We start from the raw sequence: 16468 nt of genomic DNA on the forward strand, positions 1-16468 counted from the left end.
TGGGGCACACTGCGGAAATGGCGAAGCCGGCGCAGGGAGAGTCCGTCCTTTCGCGCGTCGTCCGCATCTTCGAGACCTTCGGCCCGGACACCCCGGCGCTGCGGGTCACCGACATCGCGCGGCGCGCGGACCTGCACGTCGCGACGGCGTCGCGGCTGGTCGACGAGCTCGTCTCGCACGGCTGGCTGCGCCGCGACCCCGATCGGAGGATCCGCGTGGGTGTCCGCCTGTGGGAACTCGCGTCGCGCGCTTCGCCGACGCTCAGCCTGCGCGACGCGGCGATGCCGTTCATGGAGGACCTGCACGCCGTCGTCGGGCACCACACCCAGCTCGCGGTGCTGGAGGACCGCGAGGTGCTGTTCGTCGAGCGGCTCTCGGCGCCGGGCGCGGTCGTCAACGTGACGCGCGTGGCCGGGCGGCTGCCGCTGCACGCGTCGTCGTCCGGGCTGGTGCTGCTCGCGCACGCGCCCGCCGAGCTGCAGGAACAGGTGCTGGCGGGCCCGCTCGAGCCCTTCCGCCGGACGACGCTGACCGAGCCCGCCCGGCTGCGGCGGTTCCTCGCCGACGTCCGGCGCGACGGCTACGCGTTCTGCGCCGGGTTCATCGACGAGGAGACCGCCGGGATCGCCGTGCCGCTGCGGGGCCGCTCCGGCGACGTCGTCGCGGCCCTGTCGGTGATCGTGCCCAACGACCGCAACGCGCGGATGCAGATCCCGGCCCTGCGCGCCGCCGCGCGCGGCATCTCGCGGGCCATGGGGTATTCCTCTCGCTGAATGAGAATGCCGTGGTGGTGCCGGGCCGGCCGGGGGATGCTGGGGCTCCCTCGCCTGAAAGGACGTTTTCCGTGCGCACCCAGGTCGTCATCGTCGGCGCCGGCCCGGCCGGGCTGCTGCTGTCCCACCTGCTCGGCCTCGAAGGCATCGACTCGGTGCTGCTCGAACGCCAGACCGCCGAGTACGTCCAGGCGCGCATCCGCGCGGGGATCCTCGAAGCCGGCACGGTCGAGCTGCTGCGGCAGACCGGCCTCGGCGAGCGGCTCGACGTCGAGGGCATGGAACACCGCGGGATCTACCTGCAATGGCCGGGAAACCGGCACCACATCGACTTCACCGGCCTGATCGGACGGTCGGTGACCGTCTACGGCCAGACCGAGGTGACCAAGGACCTGATGGCCGCCCGCGAAAAAGCCGGCCGCCCGGCGTACTACTCGGCGGCGGACGTCACCCTGCACGACGTGGCCGGAAAGCCGTACGTGACCTTTGTGGACAGTGACGGCGCGGCGCGGCGGATCGACGCCGACGTCGTCGTCGGCTGCGACGGGTTCCACGGGCCGAGCCGGTCGTCCATCCCCTCCCCGCAGGTCTGGGAACGCACGTACCCGTTCGCGTGGCTGGGCGTCCTGGCCGACGTCGCGCCTTCGACCGACGAGCTGATCTACGCCTGGCACCCGGACGGCTTCGCCATGCACAGCATGCGCTCGCCGCGGGTGAGCCGGTTCTACCTGCAGGTCGCGCCGGACGAGGACATCGCCCAGTGGAGCGACGACCGGATCTGGACGGCGCTGGCCACCCGGCTGGGCGTCGACGGGTGGACGCTGCAGACCGGCACGATCACGGAGAAGAGCGTGCTGCCGATGCGCAGCTTCGTCTCGACGCCGATGCGGCACGGCAACCTCTACCTGGCGGGCGACGCCGCGCACATCGTGCCGCCGACCGGGGCGAAGGGCCTGAACCTGGCGGTGGCGGACGTTTCGCTGCTGGCCGCGGCGTTGACGGCGTCGCTGCGCGGGAACGGCGAACTCGCCGACGCGTACTCGGAGACGGCGCTGCGCCGCGTCTGGCGGTGCACGCACTTCTCGTGGTGGATGACGTCGATGCTGCACCGCCACGGCGACGACTTCGACGCCCAGCTGCAGCTCTCGCAGCTGCGTCGCACGGTCAGCTCGCTGCCGGCGATGACCGAGCTGGCGGACAACTACGCGGGCCTGCCCCTCTAGGCCTTCGGCAGCCGGACGGTGAACGTCGACCCGGCGTCCACTTCGGACTCCGCGGTCACGGTTCCGCCGTGGGCCTGCACGAGGTGGCGGACGATGGCGAGGCCGAGGCCGCTGCCGCCGGTCTGGCGGCTGCGCGACTTTTCGGCCCGCCAGAACCGGTCGAACACGTGCGGCAGGTCCTCGGCCGCGATCCCGGAGCCGGTGTCGGCGACGGCGAGCGTCACCGCGTCCGGGGCGGACTCGACGCGGACCGTCACGCGGCCGCCCGCCGGGGTGTGCCGGATCGCGTTCGCCACCAGGTTGCCGACGATCTGCCGCAGCCGCACCGGATCGGCGTCCAAAGTGGATTCGCCTGCTGCCTCGACGGTGAGCGTGACGCCGGCCGCGGTGGCCCGGTCGGCGTGCGCGGCGGCCACGTGGCCGGCCAGCTCGGCGGCGTCCACCGGCTCCGGGTGCAGGCGCAGCTGCCCGGCGTCGGCGGCGGCGAGGTCCTGCAGGTCGTCGACGATGTGCTGCAGCAGCACGGTCTCTTCGAGCAGCGACGCGGTGAGCGCCCGGTCGAACGGCAGGTGCCCGTCCTCGGCGGCCTCCAGCCTGCCGCGGATGACGTTGAGCGGGTTGCGCAGCTCGTGGGCGATGTCGCCGACCATCGCCTTGCGCTGCTCCTCGATGCGCTCGCGGCGCGCGGTGAGGTCGTTGAACGCCGCGGCGAGGTAGCCGACCTCGTCGCGGGACTTCACCGGCGCCGGCCGGTCCTCCTTCGCCGCCTCGGTCAGCGCCCGCAGCGGACGTGCCAGGCGCCGGGCGACCAGCACCGTGATCGCCGCGGCCAGCACGAGCACGCCCCCGGTCACCGCGAGGATCCGCGCGAGGTTCGCCCGCGACAGCGTGAACGTCGGCAGCTGCGACCCGCCCGGGCCGAGGGTGAACAGCAACGCCGGCGGCGCGACGTACGGCTTCAGCTGCTCCCGGCGGGCGGAGTCGACGCACGCGCGGCTGGGGCCCTGGTCGGCGGCGCCGACCGCGTCGAAGTCCAGGCCCAGCGTCACCTCGCCCGCGCCCTGGGCGCGGAGGCAGGCGTTGACGGCTTCGTCGAGGCGGTCGAGCGCGGCCTGCTCGGTCGGCGTCGGCACGGCCAGCTCGTAGATCCCGCACTTGACCGCGAAGTAGCGGGCGGCGATCGGGTCGAGCCCGGTCACCTGGGGCCGCCCGCTCGGCGCGTCCCGCACCTGGCTGGGAAAGCCGAACGACGTGAGGCAGGCGGCCGCCTTGGCGGCCAGCGCGCCGAGTTCGGCGTGCTCCGGGCCGGGCAGCCGGAACGGTCCCGTCGCGCGCGGGTCGATGCCGCTGGTCCCCGCCTGGGGCAGCAGCACCGGGTCGACGTGCAGCGGGTCGACCGACGCGGTCGCCTTCACCGGCAGGGTGACCGGCGCGCCGCCGGAGTCGCCGAGGACGTGGCGGTCGAGCGTGGTGAGCACGATCCGGCGGCCGGTCTGCTCCGACAGCGTCCGGAGTTTCGCGCCGACCTGGTCCCACGTGTGGTTGACGGCCGCGAAGCCGATCAGCTCCGTGTAGATGGTGGCGTCGCCGGAGAGCGCCTGGCCCTGTTCCTGCTGGATCGCGCGGGTGGTGGTCTGCACGGCGAGCCACGCGGTCGCGGCGATGGAGCCCAGCGCGATCAGCAGGGAGACGGCGGTGAGCCGGACGACGAGGCTGCGCCGCCGCGGGAAGCTACGTGTCATTCTCGGCGGTCAGCTTGTACCCGACGCCGAACACGGTGCGCAGGTAGACGGGCTTCTGCGGGTCCGGCTCGAGCTTCTTGCGCAGGTTGAGCACGTGGACGTCGATGATCCGGGTGCTGACGAACCGGTCGTCGCCGCGGGTCAGCTCCAGCAGCTGCCGCCGGGTGAACACCCGGCCCGGCTGCCGGATCAGCGTCTCCAGCAGCTGGAACTCGCCCGGGGTCGTCTCGACCGCGCGGCCGCCGACGGAGACCTCGTGCCGCACCGGGTCGAGCCGCAGCGCGCCCGCCCGCAACGCCGGATCGGGCGGTTCCCGCCGGACGGCCGTGCGCCGCAGCAGCGTGCGGACGCGGGCCATCAGCTCGCGCGGGCTGTACGGCTTGGTCAGGTAGTCGTCGGCCCCGAGGTCGAGGCCGAGCAGCAGGTCTTCCTCGGTGGCGCGGGCGGTGAGCATCAGCACGGCGACGTCGGACTCGCCGCGCAGGACACGGCAGACGTCGAGGCCGTCGACCTTCGGCATCATCACGTCGAGCACCAGCAGGTCGGGCCGCTCGCGGCGGGCCTCGTCGAGGGCCGCCCGGCCGTCCGGGGCCAGCACGACGGTGTGCCCTTCGCTCTCGAGGTAGAGGCGGAGGACCTCGGCCTGCTTCTCGTCGTCCTCGGCGACCAGCACACGTGCGCACACGGCGTCGAGGTTAGGCGTCCTGACGCGGTCGCGACCGCATCCTGACCGGATCTTCACACCTCTGGGCACGAGCCAGGTCTTTGTCAAAGTGTTGACCGCGGGCCCGGGCACGGGCAAAGGTCGGATGACGACGGCGGTGGTGATCGGAGGCGCACGTGCGGGTCAGGTTCCTGGCGGCGGTGGTCGCGGTGGCGGTGATCGGGGCGCCCGCGGTCGTTTCGGCGGCGCCGACAACGTTGTCACCCCTGGTGGGCGACCCGGCGGCCTACGTCGACCCGCTGATCGGGACCGGCCGCGGCGGCAGCTCGGTCGGTGAGATCAACAACTTCCCCGGCCCCGCGGCGCCGTTCGGGATGATGCAGTTCTCGCCCGACACCCAGGGTGCGTACGCCGGCTACCAGTACCACTCGGACCAGATCCGAGGTTTCAGCCTCGACCACGCCTCGGTCGGCTGCACCGCCTTCGGCGACGTGCCGATCCTGCCGGTCACCGGCGACGTCGGCAGCGCGCCCTGGGACCGGACCGAGCACTTCGGCCACGACGGCGAACGGGCCGAGCCCGGCTACTACGCCGTGACGCTCGCCGACTCGGGCGTCCGGGCAGAGCTGACCGCGACGACCCGCACCGGGCTGGCCACCTTCGCCTACCCGGCGGGCTCGACGCCGCAGGTGCTGGTCAAGGGCGGCGCCAGCCTCGCCGGGAACTCCCGCGCCGACCTCAAGATCACCGGCGACCGCGAGGTCAGCGGCTCGGCGAGCACCGGCGGCTTCTGCGGCAAACCCAACAAGTACACCGTCTACTACGCCATCACGTTCGACAAGCCGTTCACCGCGCACGGCACCTGGGACGGCTCGACGGTGAAGCCGGGCACCGACAGCGTCGACGCGCCGAAGGCGGGCGCCTACCTGACCTTCGACGGCGAAAGCGTGGTGCACGCGAAGGTATCGATGTCCTACGTCAGCGTCGACGGCGCGAAGGCCAACATGGCCGCGGAGGTGCCCGGCTGGGACTTCGGCGCCGTCCGGAAGGCCACCCGGGACCAGTGGGCCGGCGCGCTGGGCAAGATCCGCGTCGCGGGCCGCGACACCGCGCAGCTCAAGACGTTCTACACCGCGCTGTACCACTCCTTGATGCACCCGAACACCTTCGACGACGTGGACGGCCGGTACATCGGCTTCGACGACCGGGTCCGGACGCTCCCGGGTGGGCACCACCAGTACGCGAACTTCTCCGACTGGGACACCTACCGCTCGCTCGCGCCGTTGCACGCCATGCTCTTCCCGAAGGAAGCCAGCGACATGGCGCAGTCGCTGACGAACGACGCCGTGCAGGGCGGCTGGTGGCCGCGCTGGCCGATGGCGAACGACTACACCGGCCAGATGACCGGCGACAGCTCGGTGGCGCTGATCTCGAACCTGTACGCCTTCGGCGCCCGCGACTTCGACGTCAAGACCGCGCTGAAGTACCTGGTCAAGGGCGCGACTTCGGTGGACACCACGCCAGGCGCGTACCAGGAACGCCGGGGCATCGCCGACTACGTCGCCCGGGGGTACCTGCCGAACAACGACGCCTCGCGCGGCGACCACGCCCGTGTCGGCGCGTCGATCACCTTGGAATGGGCGATCGACGACTTCACCATCGCGCAGTTCGCGCAGGGCATCGGCGACCGTGACGTCGCCCGGGAGTTCACGAAACGCGGCCAGAACTGGCAGAACCTCTTCAACCCGCGGACCGGGTACATCCAGCCGCGCGGGCAGGACGGCCGCTTCCCGGACGGCCCGGCGTACGTGCCGCCGCCGCCCGGCAAGTTCGGCCAGGACGGCTTCGACGAGGGCAACGCCGCGCAGTACACGTGGCTGGTGCCGCAGGACCCGGCCGGCCTGGTGACGGCGATGGGCGGGCCGGCCGCGGCGGCGTCCCGGCTGGACACGTTCTTCCGGAAGCTCAACGTCGGCCCGAACGAGCCGTACATGTGGGCGGGCAACGAGCCCGACTTCGGGGTTCCGTGGCTGTACAACCACGTCGGGCAGCCGTGGAAGACCCAGCAGGTGGTCCGCGAGATCGCGACGACGCTGTTCAGCGCGACCCCGGACGGCGAGCCGGGCAACGACGACCTCGGCGCGCAGTCGTCGTGGTACGTCTGGGCCGCGCTGGGCATCTACCCGGCGACGCCGGGCACGCCGGACCTGGTCGTGCACAGCCCGCTGTTCGAACGCGCCGTGCTCGCCCTGCCGAACGGCCGCACGCTCGACGTCCGCGCGCCCCAGGCACCCGCGACGTACGTCCACGACCTGCGGCTGAACGGGCACGACTGGGACCGGACGTCCCTGCCCGCGGACATCGCGCGCGACGGCGGGCGGCTGGACTTCACGCTCGTGTCCACTCCGGACAAGCGATGGGCGGCGGACAGCGCGCCACCGTCCTATCGCGACAATGAACGGCCGTTCCTGGCCGCGGCGGCCAACCAGGTCGTCGCCCGGCCCGGCGGCACGGGCGAGTTCACGGTCGGTGCGCAGCGGCTCGGCGGCCACGACCGGGTGCTGGAGGTGAGCACGCAGCCGCCGGCCGGGATCACGGTGACCGGCCCGCGGCAGCTCCGGCTCGACGACCGCACCGGCGGCGGGACGGCGCAGCTGAGCGTGGCGGTGGCCGCCGGGACCCCCGAGGGCTACTACCAGGTGCCGGTGACCGTCCGCGGCGGCGGGACGTCGGTGCCCGGCTCGGTGATCGTGCTGGTCGCGCCGGAGAACGGGCTCGCCGCGGCGTATTCGGACGTCGGCATCTCCGACGACGGCGACGCCGGTTCGGCGGACATCGACGGCGCCGGCAACAGCCTCTCGCGGCAGGCACTGGCCGCGGCCGGGCTGACCGGCGGGCAGCAGGCCGGGGCCGCCGGGACGACGTTCACCTGGCCGGCGGCGCCCGCCGGACGCCCGGACAACGTCGTCCCGGCCGGGCAGACGATCCGGCTGAACCCGGCGACGCGCCTGTCGTTCGTCGGCACGGCCACCAACGGCGACCACCGCGCCACCGCGACGGTGACCTTCACCGACGGCACCACCGGCCAGGCGGACCTGTCGTTCGGCGACTGGGTCTACCCGGGCGGCGGCACGGACCCGGTGTTCGGCAACACGCTGGTCGCGCGCACCGGCCACCGCAACCAGCCGGGCGGCCCGGGCGGTGGGGCGTCGATCTTCGCGACGACGCCGTTCGAGGCCCCGGCCGGGAAGGTCATCGCGTCGGTGACCCTGCCGTCCGCCCCCGACCTGCACGTGTTCGCCATCGGCCTGGCATGAGCGGTCGTGAGTGAGAAACGGGGTTCCAACCCTGTTTCTCACTCACGACCGGCATAACGCTTGGATCGCGATTCCCGCGATCCGGTGCGCTTTCCGGCGGCCGCCCGATTCGTGAAGGCGGACACGGAAGAAGTGATTCCCATGAAAGCTGTTCTGATCGCCGCCGTTGTCTTGGCGTGTGCCACCGCTTGCGGAAGGCCCGTGATCGGTGTCCCGGTCGCCGCAGACGGTGTACGTACCGCAGCCGCAGTACGGCGCCCCGGCGGACACGGTGATCGCCTACTACGACGCGATCAACCGCCTTGACTTCGCCACGGCGTGGTCACTGGGCGGCAACCGCATCGCGGGCGGCGGCAGGTAGTACGCCGGCGCTTTCGAACTCGCGGACGGCGCGCACCACGCACTCGGCGGCTGGCATGCGGTGGAACCAGTCCGGCGCCGGTCACACGGGCGACGGCGGCACTGGCGGCCTCCGTCGCGGCAGCGGAGGCGTTCGTCGGTCCGCGCGCCGGACGGTGTGAGGTGCGGCAGGAAAGAGGCGGCTGATCACGGTCGCGGACGAAAGTCGCTTCGAGCGGCGGCCAGGTGCCCAGCAGGTCCAGGAGCTGGTCGGCGAGCGCGGTCGTCCTCGCTCCACCGTGGCCGACAACGGACCGGGCCGGGAGCGGAATCCGCTCCCGGCCCGGTCCGTTGTCAGGTCAAGCTCGAACAGGGTCTCGCATCCGGATCCTTCGCCCCTTGCGGCACCCACCGCACGTTGGCGAACGACGCCTGGAACGCGCCGTCGGTGTAGACCAGGAACGGCGTGTTGATGTGCTCGAAGTCCAGCCCGTTGGCGAAGCAGGACACCGGGATCTTCACCGTCGTCTTCGCGCCGCCCGCCAGGTCGGTGAACAGCTTCGTCGCGTTCACCTCCGAGAAGCACGGGTACACGCAGTGCATGCTGATCACCGTCCGGTTGGCCGGTGCCTGCTGCACGATCGTGTCGAACTCCAGCGCCGCGTCCGCGTTGAGGTAGCCGCGCAGGTCGTTCGTGCCCGCCGGGTTCTGCAGGTAGATCTGGGCGGCGCCGGTGCCGGTCCAGGTCGCCTTCAGCCCGTCGCCCTGGACGTTGACGTCCGTCGGCACGACGTTGATCTCGCTGTGCGCCGCGGTGCCGTCCGGGCCGATCTCGGTGCCGCCCCAGTTCTCCGCCGAGCCGATGAAGCTCTTGTACGGCGGCACGTCGGTGCGGTCGTAGAGCGCGAGGTCCTCGGTCGCGGTCCCGCCGCCGCCGGTCGAGCCGCAGACCGACGGGCCCGGCGTCTCGTCGAGCGGCCCGACCGCGGCGCGCTGCCCGGTCTTGAGGCCGTAGCCGAGCTTGAACAGCGGGTCGTAGTCCGGCGACCACGGGTTGAGCGGCGTCTGGCACGCGCTCTTCGGCCACGAGTAGGACAGCGTGCCCTGGTAGCCGTTGCCGTCCTTGCCCTTGACCATCATGTCCGCGACGCCGCCGCCCTCGGTGCCCGGCAGCCAGGCCGCCACGAACGCGTCGGAGCGGTTGATCTCCTTGTTCATGTACAGCGGGCGGCCGCCGACGTACACGGTGACGACCGGCGTGCCCTTGCCGCTGACCTTGTCCAGCACGGCCAGGTCCTCGGGGTAGAGCTTCGACGCTTCGAGCGTCTTGCGGGTCAGGTCGCCGACGCCCTCGGCGTACGGCGTCTCACCGATGACCGCGATGACCGCGTCGTACCCCTTCGGGTCGGTGTTCCCGGTGGCGTCGAAGGTGACGTTCGCGTCGCCGAGGTCCTGCTTGAGCCCGGCCAGGATCGAGGTGGCGTTCGGGAAGTCGGCGTTGGTGTTGCCGGTGCCCTGCCAGCTCAGCGTCCAGCCGCCGGTCTGGTTCTGGATGTTGTCGGCGCTCTTGCCGACGACCAGGACCTTCGACGACGGCTTGAGCGGCAGCACGTTGCCGTTGTTCTTGAGCAGCGTCTGCGACTCGCGGACCGCGTCGCGGGCCAGCCAGTTGTCCTTCAGCGCCTCGTCGGAGTTGGCGTAGGAGCGGTCGGAGGGCTTCTGCGACTCGAAGAGGCCGTCGCGCAGCTTGACGCGCAGGATGCGGGTGACGGCGTCGTCGATGCGGGACATCGGGATCTGGCCGCCGCGCACCTGGGCGACGGTGTTGGTGATGAACGCCTTCCAGTCGTTCGGCACCATCACCATGTCGATACCGGCGTTGATCGCCTGCGGGCACGAGGAGTTCGTGCAGCCGGGGACCTGGCCGATGGCGTTCCAGTCGGACACGAGCAGGCCGTCGAAGCCGATCTTGCCCTTGAGGATCTGGTTGAGCGCCTTGTCGCTGCCGGTGAGCTTGCCCTCGTTGATGCCGAGGTCGGGGTTGGTCCAGCTGTTGAACGACACCATGATGGTCTGGGCGCCGGCGGCGATCGCGCCGTAGTAGCCCTGGCCGTGGATGTTGATCATGTCGGCCTCGGACGACGGGTTGACGCCCTGGTCCTGGCCCTTGAGCGTGCCGCCGTCGCCGATGAAGTGCTTGGCGGTGGCGATGACGCCGTTGTAGCCGATGCGCTTGGTGGCGCCGTCCTGGAGACCGTTGATGGCCTCGAAACCGTACGCGCGGGTGATGCGCGGGTCCTCGGAGAAGCCTTCGTAGGTGCGGCCCCAGCGGTCGTCCTGGACGACGGCCAGCGTCGGGGAGAAGGCCCAGTCCTGGCCGGTGGCGCGGATCTGCCGGGCGGTGGCGCCGGCGACGTCGCGCACCAGGCACGGGTCGTGCGCGGCGCCGAGGCCGATGTTGTGCGGGAAGAGGGTCGCGCCGTAGACGTTGTTGTTGCCGTGGACGGCGTCGATGCCCCAGATGACGGGGATCTTGGTCCGGCTGGTCTTGGAGGCGTTCCAGTAGGCGTCGGCGAGGTTCAGCCAGTCCTGCTGGGTGGCGTGCTTGTTGGCGCCGGGCCACGAGCCGCCGCCGTTGAGGACCGAGCCGATGGCGTACTGGCGGACCTCGTCGGGCGTGATGGCGGCGATCTCGGGCTGGGTCATCTGCCCGACTTTTTCCTCGAGCGTCATGCCCTGGACGATCCGGGCGATCCGCGCTTCGTCGTCGCCCTTGCCCTTGAACCGGCTGTCGACCTTCGGCCAGTCGGCGAGGGTCGGCAGGCTCTTTTCGATCTTGGCGCAGCCGTCCTTGTCCTTGGCGGGCTGGCCGATGACGGGCTGTTGCGCCTCGGCTTGGGCGGGGGTGGCGTGCACGCCGGCGCCCAGCAGGCTCAGGCTCATCAGCGTGACGAGCGAACTTCGGCGCGCACGGGACCACGCGCGGGATCTTCTGGCCATGGTCTGGTCCATTCTGCGATGAACGGCGGACCGGCTGATCCTCATCGGCCGCGCGGGCGGCGTCAATAGGCTGGAGGGTAGTTATTTCTCGACATAAAATAAGAGTCGTCCGGGGACCGGGCCACGTGGTGTCCTGCCTATCCGGTGGGGGATGGGTGGGTCAAGGTGCTCGGGGGCAGGGGTTTTGCCCGGTAGTTCGGCGGGGCGGGGGACGTGGTCGTCGGCTACGCCGACCGGGCGAATTGCCGGAGAGAGCCGCGGACCCTGCGATCCTGGGCTCATGGCGGATGGTCTTGGGGGAAACCGGCTGCTGTCGAACCGGACGATCGCCGTCGTGGCGGTCGTGCTGATCGTCGTTGTCGCGGCGGCGTGCTGGGTGTTGCTGTCGCTCTACGGCCAGGGAACCGACGCGGACAAGGCGCGGCTCGAAAGCGTCCGGACGGTCGGCACGATCGTGCTAGGCGCGGGAGGGTTCATCGCGTTGCTGCTGGCCGCCAGGAGGCAACAGACCGCGGAGCGCGATGTGGCGACAAAGCGTCACGACCTCCTGCTGCGCGAGCAGGCGAACGAAGACGCTCGTCACGACGCGGCGGAACGGCGCATCACCGATCTGTACCTCAAAGCCGTCGAACAACTGGGGGCCGAGAAGGCGCCAGTCCGGCTGGCTGGGCTTTACGCACTGGAACGGCTGGCGCAGGACAACCCCGCCCATCGGCAGACCATCGTCAACGTGGTCAGCGCCTACCTGCGGATGCCGTACGAGCCGCTCCCGGACGCCGCCGAGGGCGACGACCGACGTGCCTGTCTGGAGGAGCGAGAGGTGCGGATGACCGCTCAGCAGATCCTCACCGATCACCTCTCCCCGGCCGGCGCCGACCGGGACCGGTTCTGGGCCGACCTCGACGTGGACCTGGGTGGTGCCGTGCTGATCGACCTCAAGCTCCACGACTGTTCGTTGCGCAACGCGAACTTCACCCGCGCCCGGTTCATCGGGCAGACCTCGCTGCTCGGCGTCCGGTTCCGGGGAAGCACTCGCTTCGTCGACGCGGTTTTCGAGGGGGAAGCCTGGTTCGCGGAGGCCGAGTTCTCGGACAGCACTCGCTTCGACGGCGTGAAGTTCCTTGCGGACGCAAGATTCGACGAGGCCTCCTTCGTCGGCGCGACGGTCTTCCGCCGTGCCCGTTTCGACGGCGACGCGCGGTTCGAGAAGACGGAGTTCGCCGGGAAGGTCATCTTCAGCGAGGCCGTCTTCGCAGGTGGGGCCGACTTCGCCAGGGCCGGCTTCGCGGACGAGGCGTACCTCCCCGGCGTGGACTTCGGGCGCGATGCCCGGTTCGTCGAGGTGACCTTCGCGCGCGACGGGTGGTTCATCGACGTCCGGTTCAACGGGAACACCGACTTCCGGGGCGTGGTGTTCAGCGAGGACGTCAGGTTCGCCGGCTGCACGCTGGACGGCACTCCCTACACGCCGCCGGAGTGGAAGCCGCAGCCGGAGTACGACGGCTTCGGCTGATCCTCCCTCAGCCCAGCACCGAACCCGGCAGTTCCTCGAAGATCAACCACGTCCGCGTCGACCGCACGCCCTCCAGTGCCTGCAGCCGCTCCAAGACCACGTCGCGCAGTGTCTGGTTGTCCGGGGTGCGGACCAGCAGCAAGATGTCGAAGTCCCCGCCCACCAGGGCCACGTGGTCCACGTACGGGATCTCGTGCAGGTCCGTCGCCATCGTGCGCCAGGATGTCTGCTCCACCGTCACCATGATGTACGCCGACGTTCCCAGGCCCGCTCGGCGCGGGTCGATCCGGGCGCCGAAGCCCGTGATCACTCCCTCCGCCAGCAAACGCTCCAAGCGCGCGTACGCGTTCGTGCGCGAGATGTGCAACCTCTCCGCCAGGGCCCGTACCGCCAGGCGGCCGTCCGCTGACAGCTCTGCCAGCATCGCGCGGTCGACCTCGTCCAGCGCCGGGGCCGTTCGTCCCGGCAGGGCGCCGTGCGCCAGGACACCTTTGGACGTTTGGTCCGGCAGTGGCGCCGCTGGAGACCGTTTGTCGCTCATTTCGCCGAGCCCTTGAACACAACACCGCCGCGAACCACCATCTCAGCATCATATGTCTGCGAGAGGTGGTGTGCGTCATGGCCACGGAGACCCTGTTGCCGTCCGCGACCCCGGTGCGGTTCGTCGCCGAGGACGGGAGCCGCGTCGACCAGCACGGCGGGTACGGCGAACCCGCCGGTGACCGGCTCAAGGAGGCCTACCGGCTGATGGTCCTCGGCCGCCGGTTCGACGTCCAGGCCACCGCGCTCACCAAGCAGGGCCGCCTCGCCGTCTACCCCTCCAGCGCCGGCCAGGAAGCCTGCCAGGTCGCCGCCGCGCTGGCCCTCACCGCCAACGACTGGTTGTTCCCCACCTACCGCGACTCCGTCGCTCTCGTCGCGCGCGGCCTGAGGCCCGGCGAAGTCCTGACGCTGCTTCGCGGCGACGCGCACTGCGGCTACAACCCCACCGAGACGCGCGTTGCGCCCCAATGCACTCCGCTCGCGACGCAGACTCTCCACGCTGCCGGCCTCGCGCACGCGATGCAGCGACGCGGCGAAGACGCCGTCGCGCTCGCGCTCATCGGAGACGGCGCCACCAGCGAAGGCGACTTCCACGAGGCGCTCAACTTCGCGGCCGTCTTCAAGGCGCCCGTGGTGTTCTTCGTGCAGAACAACCGCTACGCGATCTCTGTGCCCTTCGAGAAGCAGAGCGCCGCGCCTGCGTTGTCGTACAAGGGAATCGGCTACGGCATGCGCTCCGAGCAGGTTGACGGCAACGACGCCGTCGCGGTCCTCGCCGTCCTCGACGACGCGGTGAAGCACGCGCGCGAAGGCCGCGGGCCGGTTCTCGTCGAGGCTCACACCTACCGCATCGACGCCCACACCAACGCCGACGACGCCACCCGCTACCGCGACGCCGAAGAAGTCGCGAAGTGGCGCGAAGCGGACCCGCTGCGAAGGCTCGAGACGTACCTGAAGAGCCGCAACGCGCTCGAAGAGCACGAAATCGAGCTGTGCCACGCCGAAGCCGAGGAGTTCGCCCAGTCCGTCCGCGACACCCTCAACGCCGAGCCCGAGCTGGACCCCCTGTCGCTGTTCGACCACGTCTACGCCGAGCCGACCCGCCACCTGCGAGCCCAGCGGGCCGCCCTCGCCGCCGAACTGGAGGCCTGATGACGACCACGATGGCGCAGGCGCTCAACGCCGCCCTGCGGGACGCGATCAAGGACGACGACCGCGTGCTCGTGTTCGGCGAGGACGTCGGCACGCTCGGCGGCGTCTTCCGGGTCACCGACGGCATCACCGCCGACTTCGGCGAGGACCGCTGCTTCGACACGCCACTGGCGGAGTCCGGCATCGTCGGGTTCGCCGTCGGCATGGCGATGGGCGGGTTCCGGCCGGTCGTCGAGATGCAGTTCGACGCCTTCGCCTACCCGGCGTTCGAGCAGATCACCTCGCACGTGGCGAAACTGCGCAACCGCACCCGCGGTGCGCTGTCGCTGCCGATGGTGATCCGCATCCCCTACGCCGGCGGCATCGGCGGCGTCGAGCACCACTGCGACTCCAGCGAGGTCTACTACACGCACACGCCGGGCCTGCGCGTCGTCACGCCGGGCACCGCGCAGGACGCCTACGACCTGCTGCGCGACGCCATCGACTCACCGGACCCGGTGGTCTTCCTCGAGCCGAAGTGCCGGTACTGGTCGGCCGAGGACGTCACCTTCACGCGGCAGAACGCCGCTTTCGACAAGGCCGTGGTCCGCCGGCCCGGCAAGGACGTCACGCTCATCGCGTACGGCCCGATGGTCGCCACCGCCATGGAAACGGCGGAAGCCGCGCGGGAAGAGGGCTGGGACGTCGAGGTGGTCGACCTGCGCTCGCTGAGCCCGTTCGACGACGAGACCGTGACGGCGTCCGTGCGCCGCACCGGGCGGGCCGTCGTCGTGCACGAGGCCGCCGGCTTCGGCGGGTACGGCGCCGAGGTCGCCGCCCGCGTCACCGAGCAGTGCTTCCACCAGCTGCACGCGCCGGTGCTGCGGGTGACCGGGCTCGACATCCCGTACCCGGCGCCGAAGCTGGAGCGCCACATGCTGCCTGACGTCGACCGGATCCTCGACACGATCTCCCGCCTGCAGTGGGACGACACGCCGGTGGTGGCCGGTGCCTGACTTCCTGCTGCCCGACCTCGGCGAAGGCCTGACCGAGGCGGCGATCGTGGACTGGCGCGTCAAGGTCGGCGACACGGTCGAAGTCGACCAGGTCGTCGTCGAGGTCGAGACGGCGAAGGCCGCCGTCGAGGTGCCGGTGCCGTTCGCCGGCGTGGTGTCGGCGCTGCACGGCGAGCCGGGGCAGTTGCTGCCGGTCGGCGCGCCGCTGCTCACCGTCGGCGGCTTCGCCGAGCCCGGCGTGACGACGTCTTCCGGCAGCGGCAACGTCCTCATCGGCTACGGCACCGCGCCCGCGACCCGGCGCAAGCGCGCCCGGCGCCCCGCGAACACCACGGCCCCGGCGCGTCCCCGGCCGCAGCGGCCCGGCGTGATCTCGCCGTTCGTCCGGAAGCTGGCCGCCGACAACGGGATCGACCTGGCGGAGGTCACCGGCACCGGGCCGGACGGGATCATCCGCCGCGCCGACGTCGAGGCGCTGCTGGCGAAACCGGCGGCCGGGCGGCGGATCCCGCTCACCGGCGTCCGGAAGGCCGTCGCGGACAAGCTCACCACGTCCCGGCGCGAGATCCCCGAGGCCACGGTCTGGGTCGACGTCGACGCGACCGAGCTGGTCGCCGCGCGGGCGTCGCTGAACGCGAAGCAGCCGGACCGGCCGGTGAGCCTGCTCGGGCTGATCGCGCGGTTCGCCGTCGCGGGCTTGAAGAAGTACCCCGAACTGAACTCGCGCGTCGAGGGCGGCGAGATCGTCCTGCTCGACGCGATCCACCTCGGGTTCGCCGCGCAGACCGCCCGCGGGCTGGTCGTGCCGGTGGTGAAGGACGCCGGGGAGCTGTCCACCCGCGACCTGTCGGCGGCGATCGGCGAGCGCGCCCGCGGCGCGCGGGAAGGCAGGCTGGCGCCCGCGGATCTCACCGGCGGCACGTTCACCGTGAACAACTACGGCGTGTTCGGCGTGGACGGCTCGGCCGCGATCATCAACCACCCCGAGGCCGCGATCCTCGGCATCGGCCGGATCATCGACCGGCCGTGGGTGGTCGGCGGCGCCTTGGCGGCGCGGAAGGTGTGCGAGCTGACGCTGGCGTTCGACCACCGCGTCTGCGACGGCGGGACCGCGGGCGGGTTCCTGCGGTTCGTCGCGGACTGCGTCGAGTCGCCGGTCACCGCCCTCGGTGATTTGTAGACGCACCGGCCGCCTTGGCCGGTCGTT

The 16468-nt window shown here is 71.3% G+C and carries 12 protein-coding genes; 8 read left to right on the forward strand and 4 right to left on the reverse strand.

The features are described 5' to 3' along the window. Positions 1-17: 17 nt before the first annotated feature. Positions 18-773, forward strand: coding sequence for an IclR family transcriptional regulator (locus tag BT341_RS14760; protein ID WP_072476852.1), 756 nt, complete (start codon positions 18-20; stop codon positions 771-773). Positions 774-844: 71 nt separating this feature from the next. Beyond that, positions 845-1996, forward strand: a complete 1152-nt coding sequence (locus tag BT341_RS14765; RefSeq protein WP_072476853.1) for a 4-hydroxybenzoate 3-monooxygenase — start codon at positions 845-847, stop codon at positions 1994-1996. Here BT341_RS14765 and BT341_RS14770 read toward each other — a convergent pair. Then, positions 1993-3738 carry a sensor histidine kinase gene (locus BT341_RS14770; RefSeq protein ID WP_072476854.1) on the reverse strand — a complete coding sequence of 582 codons (1746 nt, stop codon included), beginning with the start codon at positions 3736-3738 and terminating at the stop codon, positions 1993-1995. The genes BT341_RS14765 and BT341_RS14770 overlap by 4 nt on opposite strands. Beyond that, the gene (locus tag BT341_RS14775; RefSeq protein ID WP_072476855.1) at positions 3728-4423 is read right to left on the reverse strand and encodes a response regulator transcription factor; all 696 of its coding nucleotides are present in this window, start codon (positions 4421-4423) and stop codon (positions 3728-3730) included. The genes BT341_RS14770 and BT341_RS14775 overlap by 11 nt, the downstream gene beginning before the upstream one ends. A 155-nt stretch (positions 4424-4578) precedes the next feature. Here BT341_RS14775 and BT341_RS14780 point away from each other — a divergent pair, with 155 nt between their 5' ends. Continuing rightward, a complete protein-coding gene (locus BT341_RS14780) occupies positions 4579-7719 on the forward strand; it encodes a GH92 family glycosyl hydrolase (protein ID WP_245804979.1) in 3141 nt (1046 codons plus the stop codon). A gap of 208 nt (positions 7720-7927) precedes the next feature. Continuing rightward, positions 7928-8080, forward strand: a complete 153-nt coding sequence (locus BT341_RS45295; protein WP_177328707.1) for a hypothetical protein — start codon at positions 7928-7930, stop codon at positions 8078-8080. 332 nt (positions 8081-8412) lie between these two features. Here the strand turns inward: BT341_RS45295 and BT341_RS14785 are convergent, their stop codons facing one another. Further along, the gene (locus BT341_RS14785; RefSeq protein ID WP_072476856.1) at positions 8413-11001 is read right to left on the reverse strand and encodes a glycoside hydrolase family 3 protein; all 2589 of its coding nucleotides are present in this window, start codon (positions 10999-11001) and stop codon (positions 8413-8415) included. Positions 11002-11338: 337 nt separating this feature from the next. On the opposite strand from BT341_RS14785, the gene BT341_RS14790 reads away from it, so the two are divergent. Beyond that, positions 11339-12571, forward strand: coding sequence for a pentapeptide repeat-containing protein (locus tag BT341_RS14790; protein WP_084742859.1), 1233 nt, complete (start codon positions 11339-11341; stop codon positions 12569-12571). Positions 12572-12578: 7 nt separating this feature from the next. Here BT341_RS14790 and BT341_RS14795 read toward each other — a convergent pair whose 3' ends face one another. After that, positions 12579-13055: an Lrp/AsnC ligand binding domain-containing protein gene (locus tag BT341_RS14795; protein WP_072481952.1), complete on the reverse strand. Its 477-nt coding sequence runs from the start codon at positions 13053-13055 to the stop codon at positions 12579-12581. Positions 13056-13189: 134 nt separating this feature from the next. Here BT341_RS14795 and pdhA point away from each other — a divergent pair, with 134 nt between their 5' ends. The 3 genes from pdhA to BT341_RS14810 are packed head-to-tail and all read left to right on the forward strand — an operon-like array spanning position 13190 to position 16441. Continuing rightward, complete coding sequence (pdhA, locus tag BT341_RS14800; protein ID WP_072476857.1) at positions 13190-14266, forward strand: pyruvate dehydrogenase (acetyl-transferring) E1 component subunit alpha; 1077 nt, start codon at positions 13190-13192, stop codon at positions 14264-14266. Continuing rightward, on the forward strand, positions 14266-15261 hold the full coding sequence (locus BT341_RS14805; RefSeq protein WP_072476858.1) for an alpha-ketoacid dehydrogenase subunit beta: 996 nt from the start codon (positions 14266-14268) through the stop codon (positions 15259-15261). The genes pdhA and BT341_RS14805 overlap by 1 nt, the downstream gene beginning before the upstream one ends. Continuing rightward, on the forward strand, positions 15254-16441 hold the full coding sequence (locus BT341_RS14810) for a dihydrolipoamide acetyltransferase family protein (RefSeq protein WP_072476859.1): 1188 nt from the start codon (positions 15254-15256) through the stop codon (positions 16439-16441). The genes BT341_RS14805 and BT341_RS14810 overlap by 8 nt, the downstream gene beginning before the upstream one ends. Positions 16442-16468: the final 27 nt, after the last annotated feature.

The sequence above is a fragment of the Amycolatopsis australiensis genome (genome assembly GCF_900119165.1).
GTDB lineage: Bacteria > Actinomycetota > Actinomycetes > Mycobacteriales > Pseudonocardiaceae > Amycolatopsis > Amycolatopsis australiensis.